The sequence below is a fragment of the Xanthomonas bonasiae genome (assembly GCF_017163705.1).
In the GTDB taxonomy this organism is placed as follows: Bacteria; Pseudomonadota; Gammaproteobacteria; order Xanthomonadales; family Xanthomonadaceae; genus Xanthomonas_A; species Xanthomonas_A bonasiae.
The window spans coordinates 34938-56372 of sequence record NZ_JAFIWB010000003.1; the positions used below are offsets into that span (position 1 = coordinate 34938).

Genomic DNA, 21435 nt, shown 5'->3' on the forward strand with positions numbered 1-21435 from the left:
CCCTGTTGAAGCTGGCCCTGGCCAGCCTGCGCAGCCGGCGCCTGGGCGTGGCGTTGACCGTGCTGGTGATCACCCTGAGCATGACGCTGCTGCTGGGCGTGGAGCGCATCCGCGCCCAGGCGCACGAGGGGTTCGCCAGCACGGTGTCGGGCACCGACCTGATCGTCGGCGCGCGCTCGGGGCCGGTGAACCTGTTGCTGTATTCGGTGTTCCACATCGGCGACGCCACCAACAACGTGTCGTGGAAGAGCTACCAGGACCTGGCCGCGATGCCCGAAGTGAAGTGGGCGGTGCCGCTGTCGCTGGGCGATTCCTACCGGGGCTACCGGGTGGTCGGCACCAGCACCGGCTTCTTCGCGCACTACCACTACGGCGCGCGGCATGCGCTGGCGTTCGCGCAGGGCAGGGGGTTCGACGATCTCTACGATGCGGTGATCGGCGCCGACGTGGCGGCCGCGCTCGGCCGCCACGTCGGCGACAAGATCGTGCTGACACATGGCACCGGACGGATCAGCCTGGCCACCCACGCCGACAAGCCGTTCCGGATAGTCGGCCTCCTGCGCCGCACGGGCACGCCCGTTGACTCCAGCGTGCTGGTGTCGCTGCAGGCGATCGAGGCGATCCATATCGACTGGCATTCCGGCGTGCGCCTGCCAGGCCGGCACGTCAGCGCCGAGCAGGCGCGGACGATGAACCTGACCCCGGACAACATCACCGCCTTCATGCTCGGCCTGAACACCCGTATCGCTACCTTCTCGGTGCAGCGGCAGATCAACGAATACCCGGAGGAGGCGATGCTGGCGATCATGCCGGGCGTGACCCTGCAGCAGCTGTGGAGCACGCTGGGCACCGCCGAAGGCGCGCTGCGCATGATCGCCTCGCTGGTCGTGCTGCTCGGCCTGGTGTCGATGGTCGCGCTGCTGGTGGCCACGCTGCAGGAGCGCCGGCGCGAGATGGCGATCCTGCGCGCGGTCGGCGCGCGGCCGCGCGACATCGCCGGGCTGCTGCTGTTCGAGGCCGGCCTGGTCACCGTGGTGTCGTGCGCACTGGCGTTGCTGGTGGTGAGCGCGGCCAGCTGGCTGGCGCGCGGCTGGGTGCTCGACCATTTCGGCCTGGCGATCAACCGCATCGCGCCCAGCGCGGTGGAATGGGGCTGGCTTGGCTGCGTGTTGCTGGCCGGCGTGCTCGCCGGCATCGTGCCGGCCCTGCTGGCCTATCGCCGCACCTTGGCCGATGGCCTGTCGCCGGAGCTGTGACCATGCGCCGCTGGATGCTTCCGTTGCTGGCGCTCGCGCTGCTATGCGGCTGCGGCCGTCAACCCGCCACCGCAAAGGTGCAGCAGGCACCGGCGGCGCAGCCGGCGCCGGTTGCCGACGCGCCGATCGACCCGCCGCTGGGCGAGTCCGACGCCGACGGCTACCGCGAGCTGGACTGGACCGCGATGCTGCCGCCCGTCGACCTGCAGGCACTGGAAAACACCGGTGAACCGCAGGTCGACCACAGCGGCAATCATGCGATGCCGCAGACCGGCACCTACCACACGGTGGCGGCGGTGCTGGCGCGCAAGGTGCGGCTGCCGGGCTACGTGGTGCCGCTGGACAGCGACGATGCCGGCCGCGTGCGCGAGTTCCTGTTCGTGCCGTACTACGGCGCCTGCATCCACGTGCCGCCGCCGCCGCCGAACCAGATCGTGCATGTGCGCCTGGACACCCCGATCGACCCGCCCGACATGTACAGCCCGTTCTATCTGTCCGGCCAGTTGCGCGCCGAGACCCTGCACGGCGAACTCGCCGGCACCGCCTACACGATGGAGCAGGCCCGTCTGCATCCCTATGAAAAAGATTGATCGCCATCTGCCGCTGGCCGCGGTGCTGTGCCTGCTGGCGGCCTGCCACGGTCACGACGGGCAGACCGGCACGAGATCCAAAGCGTCGACGGCAGCGGCGAACGCGACCGCGGCGACCGCGGCGGACACCGGTGTCGCCGACACGGTGGAGCGCTGGGAACAACTGGCGCCGGCCAACGACATCTACCAGCGCCCACCGCCGCGCATCAGTGCCGGCTGGGGAGGGGACAGCACCGCGATGGACCAGGCGGCCGGCGACGATGGCCCCTCGATGGTCAACGGCATGCCGATCGACCACTCCGGCACCCAGCGCGCCGCGCAGTTCGGTTCGTCGGAAGTGGTGAAGGCGTTGGAAGGCAAACGCTTCGCCCTGGACGGCTACGTGGTGCCGCTGGAAAGCGACGACCAGGGCAAGGTCAGCGAACTGCTGTTCGTGCCGTTCTATGGCGCCTGCATCCACGTGCCGCCGCCGCCACCGAACCAGATCCTGCACGTCGTGCTGCGCACGCCGATCGACGTGCCGGAGTTGTGGGACCCGTTCCATCTGCAGGGGCGGCTGCATCTGGCCAGCTTCAAGGCGCATATCGCCAACGCGACCTATGACGCCGAGGACGCGTCGATCACCCCAGTGAAGGGCTGAGGGCGCGGATCGATGCAGCCTACATCGCCAAGCATGCGCTGGATCGCGCTCGCCGCATGCGCGCTCGCCGTCGCTGGCGGTGTGTTGCTGGCGCTGCGCGCACACCGGCAAACGGAACCGACGTCGGGCGCGGCGACCGCGGCGGTCCGCACGCCGGTCGCCCCCGCATTCCATGTCGCGCCATTGCCCGACGATGCGGCCGGCAAGCGCATCGCCACGTTGTTGCACAGCGATGCCGCATTCGCCCGCGACGTGGCGTTCCTGCTGGCGGCCAGCGTGCGCGAACGCTGCGCGCCGGCACATGCCGGGGAACTGGCGAAAATGGCCAACCGCGCGCGCCTGCCAGTGCTGGCCGCGACGTCCGAGGTGACTGCGCGCGAGCAGGACCTGGACCAGCCGATCTACCAGGCGATCCAGCGCATCGCCGCAGCCGCACCGTGCGGGCGCGCGCTCGACCTGGCAGCGACCGGCCTGCCGCTGCAACTGGACCCGGAGCGCTATTCGGCGGCGTTCCCCGACAGCTATTACCAGCCGACGCTGGACACGGTACCGCACGAGTATGCCGGCCAGCCGCTGGGCGCACGCGCCGCACAGGAATGCCAGTCGATCGCCTATACGGTGCTGCCGCTGGGCCGCAGTGGCTGGCAGTGCAGCGCGCTCTGGGCCGGCACGCGCGCGCGGATCGTCAGGGCCTGCGAACAGGCCCGCAGCGAAAGCGGGCTGCGCGCTGGCGACGCGATTCCGCCCGAGGTCGCCAACCGGCTGACGCCGGTGGTGGCCGGCATGCTGGACAAGTTGCCCGACTCCTGCCGCTGAGTGCTGTTGCTTCTTCTGTTGCTGTGGTTGCTGGATCTGGGCAGATCGCGGTGGCCCCGAAGAGTTGGCGTTCGCGGCGCCGTACCTGAGCCCGACAAGCGAGCCGGCTTTGCAGCGGAAGTGCCCGCTGCCGTAGCATTTGCCGTGGCCGTGGCTAACAATGCATCCAAGCCGGCACCGCTTCGCGGCGCGGCTAAACTCAGGTACGACTCGCCGATGCAACTTTCAGCGTTTCTAGTGGCATTGCTTTCCGGCGTTTCGGCGCTCGCCGGCGTTGCATTGGGTCATATATTTGCGGCCAAGCGCGCACGCCAAGATGAGCTCGCGGCAATGAGGATGGCTGCCTATGTAGACTTCCTGAGATCGACCTCACTTTTGTTCACCGCACGCCGTGCGGGACGCACTAAAGATGAAGTCGAAGAACTGGCCCATCTCAATGACGCCAAGACGCGTATCTTGCTGACGGCGGATCTTCCTGTGGTCAAAAGCTTGCAGCAATTCTGGCTACAAGGCGGCACTTTGGAAAAAGAGCAAGAGATACTCGCTTTCCGCAACCTCTGTAATGACATGCGCGAAAGCCTTGGCAAGGAACAGTTGGCGCTGCAAATGGATCTTGCCGGGGTTCTGTTTAAACTTGAACCATCAACGTATTCGTTCAAGGTCAGTGATTGACGGCTAACCGTTCTTCAAAGCAAGCGCCGCTCGCCATGCGGGTTAATGCATTTCTAAAGCAGGCATGTCCCGCTCCCGTCCGGGAGCGCACCAAATCGGGCAGAGAGATTAGGGAGCGTTATCGGGGGTAGGGCACATGGCAGCTACCGACCCGAAGCGGACATGACGGCCTCCACCAAAGGTTGCTGGCCGGCACCTACTGCGCCTGGAGGTCGACCGGAAGCAGTTGTGGGCTGTAATCAACGTGACGGTAGCGGGCCATAACATTCCCTTGCCGTGATGGATCGGGTGTAGCAGCATGGGCAAGGTCTTCTTCAGCTTCGTTCGGCGCAATCCTCCCAATTTAGTCGGCCCTGGGAGTTCTGCCAGCGCTCAGCCAAAGAAGGCCGCGTAGCCGGCGCGGCTGTGAGGTAGATTGACGGCATCCCAGTATCCGGGTCTTGTCGACGCCGGCGGCCGCAGCGACGCGCTCATGGCGCTGAATCCGCCCGCACACCACCACGCCGACAGGCGCAAAAAACACGGCGCTAATGCCGCGACGCGGCATCACCCACGCTACCGGCTTCGGGCCTGTTCAGCCTCCGCCCCGGCCGCTGCGAGCGCCGGTGGGCGCTGGCGAATGCCGCCGTAGCTCAATCGCCGCCACAGCCACTCCACCGGGCCGATGCTGAAGCGCGCCAACCACCAGCGGCTGCTGATCACCTGCAGAGCGAACAGCAGCACGCCCAGCGCCAGCGCCAGGTCGAGCGGCATCCGCCCGTACTGGCCCAGACCGAAGCCGTAGAAGATCCATGTGCAGACCAGCGACTGCAGCAGGTATTGGGTCAGCGCCATGCGACCGAGCGGCGCGAACACACCCAGCCACACGCGCCAGCGCGATCGCTGCAGCAGCAACAGGATGCCGGCCGCGTAGCCCAGGGTCAGCGCGAACTTTGCGAAGAAGAAGGTCGCCTTAATCAAGACCCGCAGCGGCTGCAGCGCAAGCTGATTCACCCAGGCATGCAGCGCCTCCTGCGGCACCGCGTTGGCCACCAGCCCGAAGCTGAAGCAGAGCACGAAGACCTGCCGCAGCCGGCGCCGATGCGCGTCCGGTGCCGAAAGCCATCCGCCCTTCCAGGCCGCAACGCCGACGATGAAGAACGGCGCCAGGATGACGAAGCGATTGGCGATACGCATCGGGCCGATCACATGCAGCGTTTCCCACCATCGGTATTGCAGGGCGTCGAGCCACCCACCTTGCCCGTAGTGCTGGAGACCAAGGGCGTAGGTTTGCGCCGGCGGCAGATCCGTTGCAAGCGCCTCCATCGGACCGGCAATCACCGCCGAGACGATCAGCACCACCGGGATCGCCCACAACACCCGGCCGGCCGACAGCCGCAGGAAGGGCAGAACCATCAAGCTGATCAGTGCGTAGTCGAGCAGGATGTCGACGTTCCACAACAAGAACGTGTGCACGCTGCCCAGCAGGGCGAGCACCGCGCTGCGACGCAGCGCAAATGGCCAGCGCGACTGACCCTTGTCGGACGCACGATCGGCCTGGATGGCGAGGCCAGCACCGAACAGGATCGACAGCAGCGCCGCCGCTTTGTTCTCCAACAGCACCCTAACGAGGTCGCCGGCCAAGCCACCGAAGTCTCCCAGCGGATAGGCGACCCCGGCTTCCCGCGCCAAATCGGCACCGCAGAAGTAACCGATATTGACCAGCAGCACGCCGAACAAGGCCAGACCGCGCAGCACATCCAATTGCAACAACCGTTCGCCGCGAGCGACCGGGCCTTGCGACACAACTTCCGCAGACATAACTACTCTCTCAGTAAGACACTGACTCAGTTCGCCTGCGCGATGCCGAGCACCCGCGCCGCCATGTTTTTTGCCCGCGTGGCGGGGGTCGGGTTTCCTTCGCGAACCGCGGTGACCACGGCCCCGTCGAACAGCAGCATGAGATCGCCGGCCGCGCTTTCGTCCAGCCCGGCCGCTCGCAACAAACGGGCGAAGTAGGCCTCGAAGCGGTGCTTGTGCGCAGCCGCAGCCCGATGCAGTGCGTGGCTGGGCAGCGGCGTCTCGGCGATGGTGTTGAGGAAGGCGCAACCGCGGTAGTCGGGGCTGGCCAGGCGCATCGCCAAGGCGTCGAACACTGCCAGCGGCCGCAGATTTGCATCGGGCGCCAAGCGCTCGACCTCCTGCTCGAACCAGGCGCAGAGTCGTTCGTCGCGCCGCTCCAGCACCGCCAACGCCAGACCTTCCTTCGACCGAAAGTGCCGATAGAAGCTCATGCGGGCGACTTCCGCGGTGCTGATGATGGCGTCCACGCCGACCGCCTGAATCCCCTGCCGATAGAACAGATTGGTGGCGACATCCAGGATGCGCTCGCGAACCTTGCTCATGATCACTCCGGCGGTGGATTCCCGGCGGATGATATAGACCGATCGGTATCATTTCAAGTCAAGCGCAGGCGGACCCTACCCACGACATCGCCGGGAGCAGGCGTGGCATCGCGTTTGGCTTGGCTGGCCCGGCGCTTGAACTCAGGCGTGTTCGGTGCTGGCGGCAAAGGTCCAGGCCTTGCCGTGGATCGTGCTGATCCTAGCCATCACGGAGTAGGCGGGGCGGGGCCAAACGTTCGATCGATGTGCTACTCCCCATGGTGGCCGGAAGGGATGCTCAGGGTTGCGAAGCGATCAGTAGGAACCTCCTGAAGTTCCCTCTTTCGGGCGAGGTCTCGCAGCACTTTCTGAACTTCTTCTTCTGGCCGGAAGCTTACATCGGCGGGGCGGCGGATTAGGGAGATTTATCGGGGTAGGCAGAGCCATGCAAACAGACGGGGATTAGGAGGTGTTACCGAGGCTAGGGGAGAGGTCCCCTCTCACCTCAAAAGTAGATTTGGCGCTATCGCGGGTGCCCGCTGTGTGGCCGCCAAGCCTGGTCGTTCGAGTACGGGTTCTGAACTCACTTCGACGACGCGGCATCGCGGTCGTATTGCGTTTGCGCTTGCCCCATGCGACATTCTTACCATGCTCCGGGGTAGTTCAGCGGCAGAACACTCGGCTGTTAACCGGGAGGGCGCTGGTTCGAATCCAGCCCCCGGACCCACCGCTTCGCAATATCGACAGCACGCATGACTTCAGATCGAAGCAGCGGTTCGAGCACATCGCCCGGATTCAACTACGCGCGCTTCCAGTTGGCGAAGGCGCTGGACACCACGGAACATCACCCGGATTCGCAGGCGCGGTTACGCGCTGGCGTCCGTGCGGAACGCTGGATGCATGTACTTGAGCATGTGCTGATGGAAACAGCGCACTATGGTTCCCGCACGCCGTTCGCGGATGTCCCCGCATGGGCGACACTGGAGGTTAACACCGGTGGTTTCGCCACTGGTCGTCTGCTCGCCGGCGGTGAATTAACCGCGTACGAACGCGAGCTGTCCAAGAGGGTGGTGCACGTCAGCGCCGATCAGGTACGGTTTGACTTGAATCTCTGGCATCTGACCGAGGCCGGCCTCGATCACCTGCAGCGCATGCTCACGGAAGGTAGCTACAGTATCGATCTGCCCGAAGAGGCGGCGCTGCCGATGGTCGCGTGGCTCGTCGGCCAGGGCCGCATCGAGCAGGCGCAAACGATCATTGAAGCGATCGCGCCGTTTTTCGACAGATTGCGGTTCTTTCCGGCGCGTATCGATGGCACATCCCCTTTGTCCGCCGAAGTCAGCATCTTCACCGCTAGCGATGTTCGGCAATGTCTGTCGGAACTGGGTGCACAACGCAGGCTAGCGGCGCAGAAGTGGTCGATCGAGATCCGTTTGCCTCTTTACGACGCGACGATCTCGCTGTTTCTCGATACCTACGTCGATGGCTGGCCGTGCCGCCGTTTTCCGGAAGACTGGCAAGCGTCGGCCAAGGCATTGTTGACGCGGATCAGTGACGCTCGGGCCGATGGTCATGGTGACCTCACGAGGCGGAGAGACCGGGTGACTGAGGCGTTCGCGCTCTTGGCCGCGTGTGCTGACGATCCGGCCACGCTTACCGGGCGCCAAGTCGGCCGGATTCGCAGGATCGTCGACGATTTCGTTGAGGCACACGGCAGGCCCGATTCGTCAGGGCACCTTGCCTTCCGGCAGCAGCAACAGCGCGACGTGGCCTCGGCGGCACACCACCGTATCGGTCATGCCGTCGCTGCGAGACTGGCGGCATATCCCCCATCAGAAGGCATCGCCGACTTCTCTGCGTTGTCAGCCCCGATCAACGAAGACGAGGCTGCGACGTTCGGTATCGAACCGGACCAGCAGTTGCCGGATCCGGTTCGATACCGTCTGGAACGGTGCCGTCGCGGCACGATCGCCGAATTGGTCGATGCCGGCATCGTCACGTCGGGCGACACGATCGCTCGCGTGCTTCCGGTGTTGATTGCCGAGATCCGTAGCAGCGAATTGGCCAACCCGACACTGCGTTGTCTGTACGCTGCGACCTATCGCGCTTTCCGGAGGCGGCGGTCGCTGCTGCTGCTCAACCTCGAAGGCCAGGTGCGCCTGAACGAGTTGCCTTGGATCTCAGTGGTCGATGGCGATCGTAATGCCGACACCGTTACCGCGGGTGCCGCACGCGCGGCCCTGATCGAATCGGCTTCGATGGTGATCTCGGCCTTTCCGCACGCTATTACTCCCAACAAGCTGGTCAGAGAGTTCCGCGTCCTCGCTGATGGCGCGAAGTTGAAGCTGCCTTTCGTCGATGAGATCGCGACCGATATCTTCACGGGCGAGTTCACCAACACATATATCGAAGCCGCGCGATTCGCAGCCCAGGTCATTGCGGGAACGCTGTATGCCGACTATTACAATATCGACACCGATGCACTGGCCGTTCTCCCTGACAGGCTCAAGGCCGAGACCAAGCGAAATGGGTGGAGCAGGGCAAACGATTCCACAGATGCGCTATCGACCTTGGCTGCGCGGCGCGCCAACGCTTCATCGGGTGGATGGAGTCCAGCGATCAACGGCACCATCCTTGAGCAGGTCCAGATCCTGACGACGCACAACCTTGCGGTCCTGTTCGACGGCGCCGGACTTCGCGCCATGTTGCGTCCAACGCTGGATGCGATCGCGCTCCAGAGCTTCCAGTGGATATGCAGACGCCAGCAGATGCAGATCCCACATTGGCATGCCCAACTGATCATGGTCAAGAACACGGCGTATGCGTGGAGACAGATGCTTTTCTTTCTATCGATGCTCGACGATGCCCGTAGGCGGGTGGCGATCGCGCGCATTGAAGCGCATTTCTACGAACAACCTAACACGTTCAGGTCGCGCTTCGAGCCCGTTATGTGTGGCCTTCGGCTGGCCGCAGAAGGACGGCGGCTGCCTCAACACGAGACTGGACCCAATGGCGCAAGGGTCTTCAAAGGCTGGACGACCGAACGACACTGGCTGGCTTCCTGAGCGCTGTAGCCAGGAACTTGGACAAACCAAGTGCTCACTGGATGAACAACAAGATGTACCGGCGTTTTGGTCACCGGCCTTACCTGGGCAGGGAGTACCGCTGCGGCTCAGCTTGGCTGAGGAGAATTCAGCAGGCCCACATGGTGGGCATACCGTGTGATCTGACTGCATTGAAGCGGACGTCAATATGACAGACCTTCTGAGTTCAACAATTCGATCTTCGCCCATTACCATCTACGTGCTGGCGCTTGAGAACGGTTGCTACTACGTTGGACAATCATGCAAGTTCGTCGAACGAATTGCTGCTCACTTCCAGGGAAAGGGATCTGCCTGGACGCAGCGACATTCACCCGTTGCTGTGTTGTGCGCCAAGACGGTTAGAACGCGCGATTGGAAGGTTGCTGAGCAATTTGAGAACAGGCTTACTCTGTTCTTGATGTCTAAGCACGGTTGGCAGAAGGTGCGTGGTGGCTTCTGGTCGAATGTGTGCGAGCGATCCACCAGTGGCGGCCTAGTGCACCACCGGAAGGCGTACATCCTCAACCAAAACCCCCAGTGCAAAAAAAGGCATGTAGAGCTTCTGGATTAGGGGTGTTTATCGGGGGTAGGGTAGATCGCCTCACAACCGGCCTTAACGCCATGTGTCTGGCAAACTTGAAAGTTGCGTCTGGAGGACGCGTGTCATTTGATCGCGCGACTGAGCTCTCTTTTGATCGGGCGCAAGTGTTCTGACGAGTTGTACCACCCACTCTTCTGTTGGTTTATCTCGTCAAAAGCTTGCCTTAGTTTACAAATAACTTGAGGATTATTCAGTTGGAGCGTCAGGGTCGCGTGCTGGCTAAGGATTGCCGGCGACTCGAAGTCGCTTCTTGGACCCATCGGCAGGGCCTCAAAAGCTCGCTGAACTAGGTCGCCAGAGCCGGCCCCTTGCGTTCCGTCAGCACAAAATCCAGCACCGGCCGCGAAAACAATGAGACGTAGACAGCGAGGGAGGTACAGACTTTGGTCGTGATCCGAATCACTCAAGACCGATACTAACTGCAAGAAGCCATAGGCACACATGGAAGGCTTCTCGTCAGCTCTGATCTGGCACAACGCTGCGATCTCTTCATCATCGAGCCAAGTCCAGAGAAGTGTTCCGCCAACGTAATCCGCATGCGTTTCTTGGCCAAGCGAGGATGGCATCTTCAAGTGTCCAGCAAAGACGTGAATAATCTCATGGCCATACGCAGCCAGCACGGCGACGATAGTCGACGAAAGGAGATAGTCGGAAGCTTCTTTCGGCGGCATACCTCCTCGAGTCGGCGTGATCTCAAGCAGCCTGCCAACAAAGGATATTGGAATTGAGATGCGATATGCCTCGCCATCGCCTACCTGGGTAGCCATCGGTAGCGCTGATCTGTCGGCGGTCAGTCTGGGGATGAAGTTATATTTCAAGGACTCCGCAACTTGAGAAAGAGCCTTGCGTGCAGCCAAACGCATGGCCCTGTCGGCCGCCTTGCAGATTGTCTGAATGACCTCAAACTCGAGATCGCTCAAGTGCGAGCCTGCCTCTACCCGATACTGTTTAAGATTCGACTCAAGTTCGTCTTTCGATGGCTTTAAGTTCGAAGTACTCATCCGGATATCAACCGTTTGTGGGTGCAGTCGTTGCTATGGAGCTGATCCAGCTAGTCACTAGCGTATCAAAAAATGCCAATAAAAGGCGCATGAGTAGTTGGAGGAAGATCGAATCACCGCCGATGATTACCACTCAAGACCAGTCATTGGTATGCGGTAGCTGGCAGCCGAGCACGGCCTCAAACGTGAAGAAGCAGATTAAGAGGATTTATCGGGGGTGGGTTAGGGCGGCTTCCGACCCATAGCGGCCATTGATGCGGCCGCCGAGCCTGCCGCTGGGTCCGGTTATACGGCTGGGTTGTTAGCCGGACCCAGGCGCCATAAGATTGATGTGTCCCAACGGGAAGTCCGGTACAAGGGGCTTTATGGGTAATTCGTATAACTGGACCCACGGGTTCGTCTATTAAGTAGTTAGGCGCAAGATTGTCATGACAGACTCTCAAGAGCAGAAGTACAAAGAGACGGTGACTTGCGAGCCGCGCCAAGATGAGGGGCTCATTTTCATCAAGGTAGTGGCAATGCCTCATGAGGATGCAGTGGAGTTCGACGTGGCTCAGGCCCGTTCATTTGCACAGCAAATTCTATAGGCAGTCGAGGTTGTTGAGGCTGGTTGGGTAGGCAAATCAATGGGCCCACAGGATGCTTGCGGCGCCTAACATTTCATTCAAGCCGAACTCGCTACGTGGGTCGGCTTAATTCCAGAGTTAGATGCGCCTGGGAGCAAACATGCATCGGAAAATTGCAGTCGCCATTTTGCTCCTCGCTGCTGGCTCCGCAGCGGCCACAACGCCGCTGGCGGTGCGGCCCAACTGTCATGCAGGGACCAAGGTTCACTGTCACGGTAATTGATAAAACAACTAAGCTTCCGAACGGCACCTTCAATGGTTACACCCGTAGCGTAATCTCCGCTCCAGGCAAGGCTCCCCTCACACTCCAAGATCGAAGTAGTGAATCGCCCAGGCTTTTGTAGACACTCTTCAGCCGTTTAGTGCGTACTGCCGTTCAAACTCTGTCGGGGACAGCCGCCACCCCTACAAACATCGCCCCGGCTACAAGGGCGCAGGGAACGAGCCGAAATAGCCGGCAGTTTCATGATTAACACCCTTCCCGTGCGCTATCACGACTGGCCCCAGAGGCTATCGCGCATGTGCCGACACCTTGATCTCAGTCGTCTGAAGTAGCGCAGGAAAGACGAAGCGTCTCAAGCTCAGCCCGATTTCGAATAACAATCTGCCGGCGAGCCGCAGGAAGGCACTCCACAGGAATGTCCAAGCCATAGTGACGCTCGAAGTACCAGGTCATGCACAGGCGCATTCGTATTCCGATCACTCCGTCCTCCATTCCGTAGTCCATCTCGATGGCCTGACGTTGCCATTCGGACAGGTCTGGATGAGGCGATAGCTCAATGGTGAAGAATTCTTCCCACTCACGGTCCAGGCTGGGGTCCATCGGCGACACGCGGCTATCACCGATCTGAAGAATTCGGGCTAGGACGAAATCGGTGAAGCGGGACTTGTTGAAGCACCAGCCCCGGATATGCCAGCGGGCGCCGTCGTAGACCAGGGCATGAGGAGCAATCCATCGAAGCACGGGATCCGGTGTCGACATCGACTGGTAGCGAATCTCAATAGCTCGCCGGTGCCTGATGGCAGACACAACTGGCCTCAGCGTTTCTATGTCCAGCCGCCTGCGCACTCGAGGCATGACGGCATGGATGGGTACATCGCCAAGCCAAGAGTCACCTGAGGCAATCGCGTCATCGGCCAGCAGGAGCAACTGGGTCAGGTACTGACGTGCATCAGGAGCGGTAACCCGTGGCTGGAAGTGGCGAGTAGGGATGTACGCCTTCCGGACCCGATCGTACTCAATGCTCTGGGGAGACAACTCGAGATATCGCGCGACATCGTCGGAGGCTTGGGGGCCTGATATGCCAAAGCGTTCCATCAGGGCCGAACGGGTTAGCTCTCCCTCCCAGTACAGCCGATTCTCGATAAACGCGTAGCGCTGCCGCTGACTCCATGTCTTTGAGCTGAATGGGGGTGGTGCTTGTTCAGACATGCTCGTCTTTCCAGTCAAAGGACTAGTATCCCCCAAATTGCAGAGAAAAGTTTCTTGCTTCTGATTCATCTCAGTGTTAGCTTGCCCATCACGTCGGCAATTTCCCTGAAGCCACTACCCATAGGGGTGGGGGGCGCCGAAAACTTCCACATATTGTGTCCTAGGGGACATCGGAGGACGCAATGAAGCCATTTCGAGTTTTGTGCCTGGACGGTGGTGGGATGCGGGGGGTCTACCAGGCGGCCTACCTGCGCACCTTTGCCGCGCGCGTTTGCGGCCAGGTCGGTGAGGACTTGGACGTAGGGCGTTGCTTCGACCTAATCGTTGGCACCAGCACCGGCGGGATCGTGGCGTCCGCTTTGGCAGCAGGTGAGTCGCTGTCCAAGGTTGACCAGCTCTACCAGGAGCACGGCGGGAAAATCTTTCCGCTTCAGTGGCTGAGGCGCATTCCCGTCCTGGGGCAGGCTGTCCCGCTGTTTGGTCTTGGCATCCGCCGGGGTGAAGCCGCACTCCGGGTGGCGCTGGAGCACACCTTTGGCCAGAAGACCTTCCGGGACGTGCATGACGAGCGCGGCATCCGGCTGGCGCTGACGTCCATCGATATGGCGCGACACGCCGCCGTGGTGTTCAAAACACGACACTTGGCCCGGCTCAATGGACGCGATGACAAACGGACGCTTGTCGATGCCTGCATGGCGACCACGGCAGCCCCTATCCTGCGAGCCCTCGCACAGCTGGATGAGCCAGATGGGCAGGCGCGGGTCGTGTACACGGACGGGGGGCTGTGGGCCAACAACCCTGGAGCGCTTGGCGCATTAGAGGCTGTGGAAATTCTGGATGACCTTGGCGAGAACCGTCCCGTCCACCTGTTCATGCTCGGGGCGCTGCCCGCGCAAGGCGGTGAAGAAATTACCGACCGCCAGCGCTATCGAGGTGCCTTGGGCTGGCGCGGGGGCGTCCGCGCGATATCGGCAAGCCTGAACTCGCAGGCGGTGGGCTACGACTACATCAGCAAGAAGATCCTGCAGTTGCGCAAGGACGGAAGCATGGCATTCCGCATGCCGGCGCAATGCCCCTCAGAGAAGCTGCTGAAGTATATCCAGAACATGGATGACGCTCGCCCCAAGGTGCTGAATGCCCTCAGGCGCCAAGCGGTTTCCGATGTGGACTACGCGTGGGCTCACGCGTTCACGCAAGACAGCGAAATGGCGCGTTTTCGCGCCGCCCTGACCGATGGCCTCTGTGAGCAGCAAGGAGAAGGAAAATGAGCGTGTTTGACTGCGGTAGCGATATGAGCAAGTTTCATGCAGACGAAGTAACGCTCAGCAATGACGAGCGTACGGAGATGCGGGAGCGCCGGGATACTGGGCGTCATCGCCTTGAGATCGGCTTGGATGAAGAGGAGCATGCCCAGCCGAAGATGGTGTGCACGCAAGGCTCCTACGCGATGCACACGATGGTCCAAGACCCCGACTTTGATTACGACATCGACGACGGGGTGTACTTCGACGAGGCGGCACTTGTCGATCAGCACGGCTTCGCTCTGACACCGCTGGAGGCCAAGGAGCGCGTCTGCACGGCACTCTCACGCGACAAGCGGTTTGCCAATCCGGCAGAGGTGTTTCCCAAGTGCGTCCGGCAGGCTTATCACCAGGGCTACCACATCGACATGCCGGTCTATCGCATCCGCAAGGAAGACAATGGCTGTGGCGGCACGCGCGAGGTGTTCGAACTGGCAGGCGATGGCAGCTGGGATCCTTCGGATGCGCGCGCCACCACGCGCTGGTTCAAGCAGCAGGTTGCCGATCGAAATGGTGAGAGTGCAGGGGCCGGCGATCAGATGCGTCGGGTCATCCGACTCACCAAGTTGTATGCGCGCAGCCGGTCTGATTGGAAGGATGAGACCACCAGCGGCATTGTCATCACCAAACTCGTTTCCGATCACTTTGTGGGTTTCGATGGCCGTGACGACGAGGCGCTACTTGAAACCTGGAAGGCGATCAAGGCCCAGCTGGACTGGTCCACCGAGGTGGCGCATCCCGTAAACGCGTCCAAGCTTGCCGAGGCTGGCAATGCCAAGGTGCGGTTCTTCCGGGACAAGTTGGGCTCGGCAATTGAGCAACTGGCGGTGCTTGAGGATGACTGCACGCGAAGCGAGGCCCGCGAAGCGTGGGATGAGGTCTATGCCAGCAGCTACTTCCAGGCGCTTCCTGAGCCCGTGCAGAAAGCGGAGGCCAGCCGCGGCTTCTTCATTGCGGCTGAGGCGCGCTCTGACGTAAGGAACGACGGCAATGGTCGGTTCGGCTAAGGTCAGCGGCTTGGACTTTTCTGCCAACTTCGTCGAGCAAATCGAATCCGCCCTTGCAGCGGCAAGGGCGGACGAATGGCGCCGGGTCAAGCCGAGCGAAGAGGCTGCCTTGGCGCATTTTGGCCTGGTTGCCGCGTGGCGAGTGAATGTGCCGAAGGCCTGGCACTCTCATCCGACGATCGATCATTTGATTGTCGGAATCACCGCACAGTTCCCTTTTGCTGATCCTGTCGCAGTTGCACTGCAGGGAACTCTTCCTGCGGCGCCGTATTGGCCCCACATCGACCCCAGGGGCGCTCTGTGCTTGGGCCGACTTCGCTACTCGTCCAGTGCTGCGGCGCGGATCCTGACCACCCTTCAGGATGCGCTGCAGGTCTTGGGCATGGGTGAGGAGGAGCGCGACGCCGAGCACCGGCGAGAGTTCATCGCCTACTGGTCCCAGCTCGGTAAGGAGTCATCAATGCCTTACCGATCCCTCCTGGAAGACGCGCCGACGTCGCGGGACATTGTCTACTATGGCGATACGAAGCGCGGCTTGGTATTCGCTGACTCGCCAGAGCAGCTGCGCACGTGGCTGTCACGCACAGGCACGTCAGCGCCGGATATGGTGGCCACCACCCGTCTGATCTGGCTGAACGAGCCGATGGTACCTACAGCGTTTCCGGCGGCGGGCAGGGATGTCATTGCGCTGGATGCGGCCGGCGCGCTAGCCCCTCATATGCGAGCTGGCAGCGTGCTTCCTGTGGTACTGGGTTGCGAGATTGGAGGCGAGCCGGTCTACGTATGTGCGGAGATCGAAGGGATCAGCGCGGCGGCCGCCAAGAACGGCTTCCGTCCGTCCCGGCCCCGACCTCCCGCGTGGCTGGCGAGGAGCTTCAATGCCAAGCCTGCAGTTCGCAGGAGCATCCAGCGTGCGGACTACCGCGCAGTACACGGTCGCGGAAAGCGGGCGGATGCTGAAGCCCTGCGTGGCAAGACCGTAGCCGTCGTAGGCTGTGGCGCACTGGGCGGCTATCTGGCGCGAGACCTGGTCCAGGCGGGCGTCGGTTCATTGCATCTGGTCGATATGGATCGCTTGAGTTCAAGCAATACTGGGCGTCACATCCTGGGCATGCAAGCGGTAGGTCAGTACAAGTCGGTTGCGCTGGCCAAGCAGTTGCTCAGGGACTTTCCTAGCGCGGCGGCTGTTGACCCGTGGGTGGGCGCAATCGAGCACGCCAATGCTGAGCATTTGGAGGCCCTGTCACGTTGCGATCTGGTCATCGCGGCCGGCATCGGGATCGCGGGCGAACTCGCACTGAACCGTTGGCGGCTTGGACTGGAACGCCCACCCGCTTTTTTGTGGACCTGGCTTGAGGAGATGGCTGTGGCCGGCCACGCGGTGGGGATCGTCGATGCGACCGATATCACCCCCGCACTCGACGCCGATGCGCAGTTTGGGATGCGACTGACATCGAATTGGCCACCCGGGGAGGGCCAGGCGGTGGAGGTGGGCTGCGGCGTCGCATTCCAGCCCTACAGCGCTGCTGACATGATGGGCACCATTAACGTCGCGCACCGCCTGGCTTTGGACGTTCTTCTCGGAAAGGTGGAGCGCAATGTGGTTCGCTCGTGGCTCGGCAACCGCGAGGTCGCCCTCGATGCGCGCTGCACGATTGATCCGGCGTTTGACAGGTCTTACGGGGAGATCTCGCGTGCGTGGGCGTGGTAACTGATGTATCTCGCGACAACTGCGGGCTATGCGCAGCGCGTGCGCATAGCGCACAACGTGCTCGATCATACAGTCCAATTCCGCCAGCTTAACTGGCGCGCGGCCGAGGCGGGTGGCCAGCTGTTTGGCACCGTTGCTGGCGGGGAAGTGCTGATCACGAGAGCAGCCGGGCCCCATGCCGGCGATACGCGTAGTCGCTATTCCTATCGCTCTAACCCGGAGGCAGCACAGCGGTGCATCGACGAGCACGGTCAAATGGGCTTGCTGTACCTGGGCGAGTGGCACACCCACCCCGAGACGGCTCCGAATGCATCGACGACCGATGTGGAGGCGATGAGGCGTCTGCGCACCGCCTCGCAGACGCGGGTGAGCACGCTGCTCATGCTGATTCAAGGGAGAGCCCAAGGCGTCGACGGGCTAGCCCTGTACTCATTCGATGACGATGGGGTCGCCCGGTGGCAGATTGCACGGGGCGTGCATAGGGAGGTCGCCGCGCCGCCCTGAGCCACGCAGCATTTGGTCGCCTTCGCGCCGCCGCCCTGGATGGGGCTTTACTCACTCCATCAGTCGTGACGACAGCTTGTCCTTCGCGTCCCGGACGCAGGCTGTGTCCCTCGAAATGACTCCCAGACCGGCCAGCGCCGCGCGGTGCAGAACGAACTGTGCGATGGCGCGGACTAATCTTGGTGGGGTGTATGCAGATTTTTGTGCAGACGGAATTTTGAACGCCTCGAATTGAATCCGGCCAGCATTCAAGCCCCTAGACTTGCAAGGAAGAAGCGACCGATGGATAAGTGGCACTGCGACACAATCGAAGATCTCGACGTGGCCATAGGTCGGTATGGGCCTGGCATTCTTTATAGAGGACAAACCCAGCATTACGCTGGTGCAGACGGGCAGCCGTCGTTGTCGACCTCGTTCCAGCGGCACGGCTGCGTGCCCGACTTGATGATCAAGTGGACCTATTACGCGAAAAGGGCTCTTCAGCATCTAGTGCGCGGCTGGAAGGAAACCGACGATGCGGCCACGAACCAAGCGATCCTGCAGCACTATGGTTTTCGCTCATTCTTCCTTGATGCTTCCGGCAATCCGCGTGTAGCCGCGTGGTTTGCAAGCAATCGATTCGAGTCAAAGAATGTCATAAACATGGTTGAAGACTGTTTCGAAGATCCTGTTTGGCTTCGCACACTCAATGCTCGGTTTGTACCAGCGGAGGATGTAGGTCACCTCTACCTGATAAGCCAAAAGGCGCTCAGGCAACGAGGAATCCAGGCAGTTCACCTCCTAGAAATAGCCACGAATGAGGGAACTCCGCGATACGTTCGCCAGGACGCTTACATGGTTGGCCCCTTAGTTCAGAGTGGCCTACATGGTGATTGCCTAGTTGCACATATAACCGCGCCGTCCGAGGTATTGCGTGACTTTGCAGGCGACTGCATCGCGGAGTGGTTGTTCCCTGAACCATCGGATGATCCTGTGTATGCCGAGCTGCTCGCGATGCCATGGGAGAAGATGCGGCATCTTCCGGATGGTGGCATAGAAGCATTTCGGCGATCACTAGAGCTCCCGGAGTACTCGTACCATCTGCAGAAGCACATGCCGCCTCGGAGTGCGATGTATCGCCCGTTCTGGACAAGAGACCTTCCGCCTCCTTCAGATTGTTTGGCCGAACCCCAGATGCAGATGGCGCAAGTCCTCTGTGGCAGCACCCTGTATCACGGAGTCAGCGCACCCTGCTTCGTCCTTCCGGAGTTGAACAAGCTTCTTAACATCTACGACGAGATCTCTATCGAGCTCGATGCCCTTGTTTACCACGGAATGGGAACCCGATATGGGAAGGGCGTCGGGATGGTTAAGATGCCTGGAGAAATTGTCTGCGTTTTTGAGTATGGAGTTGACCATCCCGGATTGCGCATCATGGAAGTCAGGCGCTTTTACGGGATGCACTATCGGATCGACACCGAGGGGAGCTGGCAGCGGATTTTGCATGAGGAGGACTGTGCATGTGGCTCCGATCACGCGGATAATTTCAGACTTCTTGGTAGAGTGGATGTTGCATTGAAGGATGGCTGGATCGAATGCGTCGCGCCCGGCCTCTACCTACAAAAAGATGTTGATCCAACCTCTGATCCCAAAGCTACGTGGGGCGAACCCTACTAACAAGTTCGCGAGTAGCGCTCAGGACCTTTCATCACTGAGGCAGAGTGCGCAAGACGCGGACCTGCTATGGGTGTCAAAAAAGAAGGGGGCCTTTCGGCCCCCGTCCCCTGGTGTCGCCAACTGTCAGAAGATGTTGATGGCGGTGAACACCGTCAGCAGCAGTCCGACAGGCAGACAGAGCTTCACCGCGAACTTGCGGTTAAAACCCTGGCGGCTTTGCCAGCTGGCTGACACGTTCAGTTGAACCATATAGGCCTCCTTGATCGTGCTCCCCGGGCCCTTGGACGCGCCATCGAGGATTAGCCAGTTGGTGAGATTTTGTCTTTAGACGGAGACAGGGCCCCACCAACCACGCGCCGTACCGCCAGTTTCCCACAGATGAATGAGAAATCGAAGTGGCCGGTTATCGCGCGAAAGCCCGCATATGCGTGCATAGGTGAGCAGCTATCGCGATGCGACGGGGAGGATGATCCACGGCAAAGGAGTGGCCCTTCTCAGGTGGGCGAAGCAACTCAGAGCTCAGTCTTCAAGGAGCCGAGCAGCTGGGTTGCCGATGGCCCCACCGGCCTGGAAATACCCCACGACACTGGACACCGACCGATGCTCGGTCAACTGCATGATGGCCGGCAGAGCCACGCCCTGGCGGCTGCCCTCGGTCACAAACCCCGACCGCAGGCTGTGCCCGCCAAAATCTCCCTCCAGTCCGGCCAGTCGCGCCCGCCGCTGTACGATCTCGCCGACCGCGGCCGGAGACAGGGCAGGGCCGACGCGCCGCTTCCACAGCCGTCGGAAAATCGCCCCTTCGGTGATCCCGGCAGCGTCCAGCCAGTCCTGCAGCGCAAGGGCGGCCCGATCGAGCACCGGCTTGTCCGGGGTCGAACTCGCGGTGACGCCTGCCTGTTGGGTCTTGCTGTGCTCCAGGCGGTAGATGTAGCCCGCCTCGCCGATCCGGCGCAGGTCGCGCAGGTCGGCGGCGGCGATCTCACTACGCCGGCGCCCACCGCTGGCAAACCCGAAGCAGAGTAGGGCGCGATCCCGTATTCCTTCCAGGCTGTCGTCGCAGGTGACCAGCAAGGCTTCCGGCTCGGGCAGGGTGATCGCGGTCTTCTTGCGCGGCCGGTCGCCGCGTTTGACTGCGGCTCGGGCGGCGCGGCTGAGCACGGTGCGGACGGTCCGGACGAGGGCGGCACTAGTGGAAGAGGACTTGGGAGAGGCGCTTGTTTGTCTCAACGATCCGCAGCTTGCTGCGGCGACCGTCTCTCAGTCCCGGCGCATTGAGGTCACGCCACTGGTGGCCCAGGTACTTGCCGCTGCTGAGGATGCGAAGGAGCTTGTAGGCGGCGTGCGGGATCTGGCTGCGGCAGGACTCCCAGTTCTGGACGGTGCGCACGCTGACGCGCAGCAGCTGAGCGCACTGGACGTGGGTCAGGCCGAGGATGCAAGGGTTGCCGGCTGGGCCGACCCTTGATTTCGCATAATGTATATTATGTTAAATCAACTGAGGTGCTGCACTGGTCTGCTGCCGCTCTGTCTGGCATCGCTCCTGCCTCTGGCAAGCCTCAAGCCAGCTCCACCTCTCATCGACCAATAGATATCGCCGGCAACTCGACAGACGGCCGGCAGCGCAGATAGTTACGCTGCTGATCGAGTGCTTGCTCCCAGCCATTGCCCACCCTGCGGATCACACGGCCCTCGGAACATGAGACGCCAGAAGCCTTGGCCTCAGCGGTACCAAGCGCAGGGATATCGAGAAGAACCGACGATGGCCGAGGACGTCCCCAGGCGCGGGACATGCCGTCCTGCATCGCGAAGTCGACATGCTCGCAATAGGCATGCACCCATGGCCGAGGATCGCTAGCGAGAAGCTTGCGACAATCGAGCTTCGGAACCGCAGCGACGTTGCGATTCGGGTTCACACGCTCGATGCCACGGCCGGCAGCCGAGCGCGTCTGCGCCGACACGGCGAATGCCGACAACAGCAAGAACAGCCCCACGACACGAACATCCATGCTCACCCCCGTGACAAAGATGATATGGGACGGGCGAAGCGCACGCTTAGACAGATGCGACAACCGTGCGCAGGCGGCCACATGGCAAATTTGACCAGCTGCAGTCCATTCACGCCGACCTGCAATCTGGAGCTTCCAGCCCAGGAAATTATGTGCATATTGCACTC

The 21435-nt window shown here is 61.7% G+C and carries 19 protein-coding genes, 1 tRNA gene and 1 pseudogene; 14 read left to right on the top strand and 7 right to left on the bottom strand.

Annotated elements, in window-relative coordinates; genetic code table 11:
- Positions 1-2: 2 nt before the first annotated feature.
- From JR064_RS04770 to JR064_RS04790, 5 genes are all read left to right on the top strand, one after another.
- The gene (locus JR064_RS04770; protein WP_206229094.1) at positions 3-1256 is read left to right on the top strand and encodes an FtsX-like permease family protein; all 1254 of its coding nucleotides are present in this window, start codon (positions 3-5) and stop codon (positions 1254-1256) included.
- Positions 1257-1258: 2 nt separating this feature from the next.
- Positions 1259-1846, top strand: a complete 588-nt coding sequence (locus JR064_RS04775; protein ID WP_206228977.1) for a DUF3299 domain-containing protein — start codon at positions 1259-1261, stop codon at positions 1844-1846.
- Positions 1833-2486, top strand: a complete 654-nt coding sequence (locus tag JR064_RS04780) for a DUF3299 domain-containing protein (protein ID WP_225209673.1) — start codon at positions 1833-1835, stop codon at positions 2484-2486. Before JR064_RS04775 ends, JR064_RS04780 begins: the two co-directional genes overlap by 14 nt.
- 33 nt (positions 2487-2519) lie before the next feature.
- Complete coding sequence (locus JR064_RS04785; RefSeq protein ID WP_225209674.1) at positions 2520-3302, top strand: hypothetical protein; 783 nt, start codon at positions 2520-2522, stop codon at positions 3300-3302.
- 144 nt (positions 3303-3446) lie between these two features.
- A complete protein-coding gene (locus JR064_RS04790; RefSeq protein WP_206228978.1) occupies positions 3447-3974 on the top strand; it encodes a hypothetical protein in 528 nt (175 codons plus the stop codon).
- Positions 3975-4529: 555 nt separating this feature from the next.
- On the opposite strand, the gene JR064_RS04795 is transcribed toward JR064_RS04790, so the two are convergent.
- Entirely contained in the window at positions 4530-5774 is a 1245-nt protein-coding gene (locus JR064_RS04795) for a DUF418 domain-containing protein (RefSeq protein ID WP_191824185.1), read from the bottom strand.
- Positions 5775-5800: 26 nt separating this feature from the next.
- The gene (locus JR064_RS04800) at positions 5801-6358 is read right to left on the bottom strand and encodes a TetR/AcrR family transcriptional regulator (RefSeq protein WP_206228979.1); all 558 of its coding nucleotides are present in this window, start codon (positions 6356-6358) and stop codon (positions 5801-5803) included.
- 631 nt (positions 6359-6989) lie between these two features.
- Between JR064_RS04800 and JR064_RS04805 the strand changes: the two genes are divergently transcribed.
- The 3 genes from JR064_RS04805 to JR064_RS23350 all read left to right on the top strand — a co-directional run bounded on the left by JR064_RS04805 (position 6990) and on the right by JR064_RS23350 (position 9991).
- Positions 6990-7064, top strand: a tRNA-Asn gene (locus JR064_RS04805).
- Between the two features lie 25 nt (positions 7065-7089).
- A complete protein-coding gene (locus JR064_RS04810) occupies positions 7090-9402 on the top strand; it encodes a hypothetical protein (RefSeq protein ID WP_206228980.1) in 2313 nt (770 codons plus the stop codon).
- 187 nt (positions 9403-9589) lie between these two features.
- Positions 9590-9991, top strand: a complete 402-nt coding sequence (locus JR064_RS23350) for a GIY-YIG nuclease family protein (protein ID WP_206228981.1) — start codon at positions 9590-9592, stop codon at positions 9989-9991.
- A 92-nt stretch (positions 9992-10083) separates the two neighbouring features.
- On the opposite strand, the gene JR064_RS04820 is transcribed toward JR064_RS23350, so the two are convergent.
- Together JR064_RS04820 and JR064_RS04825 are read right to left on the bottom strand one after the other, a co-directional pair.
- On the bottom strand, positions 10084-10941 hold the full coding sequence (locus tag JR064_RS04820) for a hypothetical protein (RefSeq protein ID WP_206228982.1): 858 nt from the start codon (positions 10939-10941) through the stop codon (positions 10084-10086).
- Between the two features lie 1245 nt (positions 10942-12186).
- A complete protein-coding gene (locus JR064_RS04825; RefSeq protein WP_206228983.1) occupies positions 12187-13080 on the bottom strand; it encodes a WYL domain-containing transcriptional regulator in 894 nt (297 codons plus the stop codon).
- 182 nt (positions 13081-13262) lie between these two features.
- Between JR064_RS04825 and JR064_RS04830 the strand changes: the two genes are divergently transcribed.
- The 5 genes from JR064_RS04830 to JR064_RS04850 all read left to right on the top strand — a co-directional run bounded on the left by JR064_RS04830 (position 13263) and on the right by JR064_RS04850 (position 19259).
- Entirely contained in the window at positions 13263-14348 is a 1086-nt protein-coding gene (locus JR064_RS04830) for a patatin-like phospholipase family protein (protein WP_206228984.1), read from the top strand.
- Entirely contained in the window at positions 14345-15388 is a 1044-nt protein-coding gene (locus tag JR064_RS04835; RefSeq protein WP_206228985.1) for a cyclic GMP-AMP synthase DncV-like nucleotidyltransferase, read from the top strand. The genes JR064_RS04830 and JR064_RS04835 overlap by 4 nt, the downstream gene beginning before the upstream one ends.
- Positions 15372-17099 (top strand): ThiF family adenylyltransferase, encoded by a 1728-nt coding sequence (locus JR064_RS04840; protein WP_206228986.1) that lies wholly within the window; start codon positions 15372-15374, stop codon positions 17097-17099. Before JR064_RS04835 ends, JR064_RS04840 begins: the two co-directional genes overlap by 17 nt.
- 3 nt (positions 17100-17102) lie before the next feature.
- The gene (locus JR064_RS04845) at positions 17103-17603 is read left to right on the top strand and encodes a Mov34/MPN/PAD-1 family protein (RefSeq protein ID WP_206228987.1); all 501 of its coding nucleotides are present in this window, start codon (positions 17103-17105) and stop codon (positions 17601-17603) included.
- A gap of 282 nt (positions 17604-17885) precedes the next feature.
- Positions 17886-19259, top strand: a complete 1374-nt coding sequence (locus JR064_RS04850; RefSeq protein ID WP_206228988.1) for an FRG domain-containing protein — start codon at positions 17886-17888, stop codon at positions 19257-19259.
- A 123-nt stretch (positions 19260-19382) separates the two neighbouring features.
- Here JR064_RS04850 and JR064_RS23205 read toward each other — a convergent pair whose 3' ends face one another.
- Complete coding sequence (locus JR064_RS23205; RefSeq protein ID WP_267130673.1) at positions 19383-19508, bottom strand: hypothetical protein; 126 nt, start codon at positions 19506-19508, stop codon at positions 19383-19385.
- Positions 19509-19778: 270 nt separating this feature from the next.
- Positions 19779-20429 (bottom strand): annotated as a pseudogene (locus JR064_RS04855) (site-specific integrase); the annotation flags it as partial.
- A gap of 22 nt (positions 20430-20451) precedes the next feature.
- On the opposite strand from JR064_RS04855, the gene JR064_RS04860 reads away from it, so the two are divergent.
- Positions 20452-20727: a hypothetical protein gene (locus tag JR064_RS04860; protein WP_206229105.1), complete on the top strand. Its 276-nt coding sequence runs from the start codon at positions 20452-20454 to the stop codon at positions 20725-20727.
- 109 nt (positions 20728-20836) lie between these two features.
- Here JR064_RS04860 and JR064_RS04865 read toward each other — a convergent pair whose 3' ends face one another.
- Positions 20837-21433 (bottom strand): hypothetical protein, encoded by a 597-nt coding sequence (locus JR064_RS04865; protein WP_206228989.1) that lies wholly within the window; start codon positions 21431-21433, stop codon positions 20837-20839.
- Positions 21434-21435 lie beyond the last annotated feature (2 nt).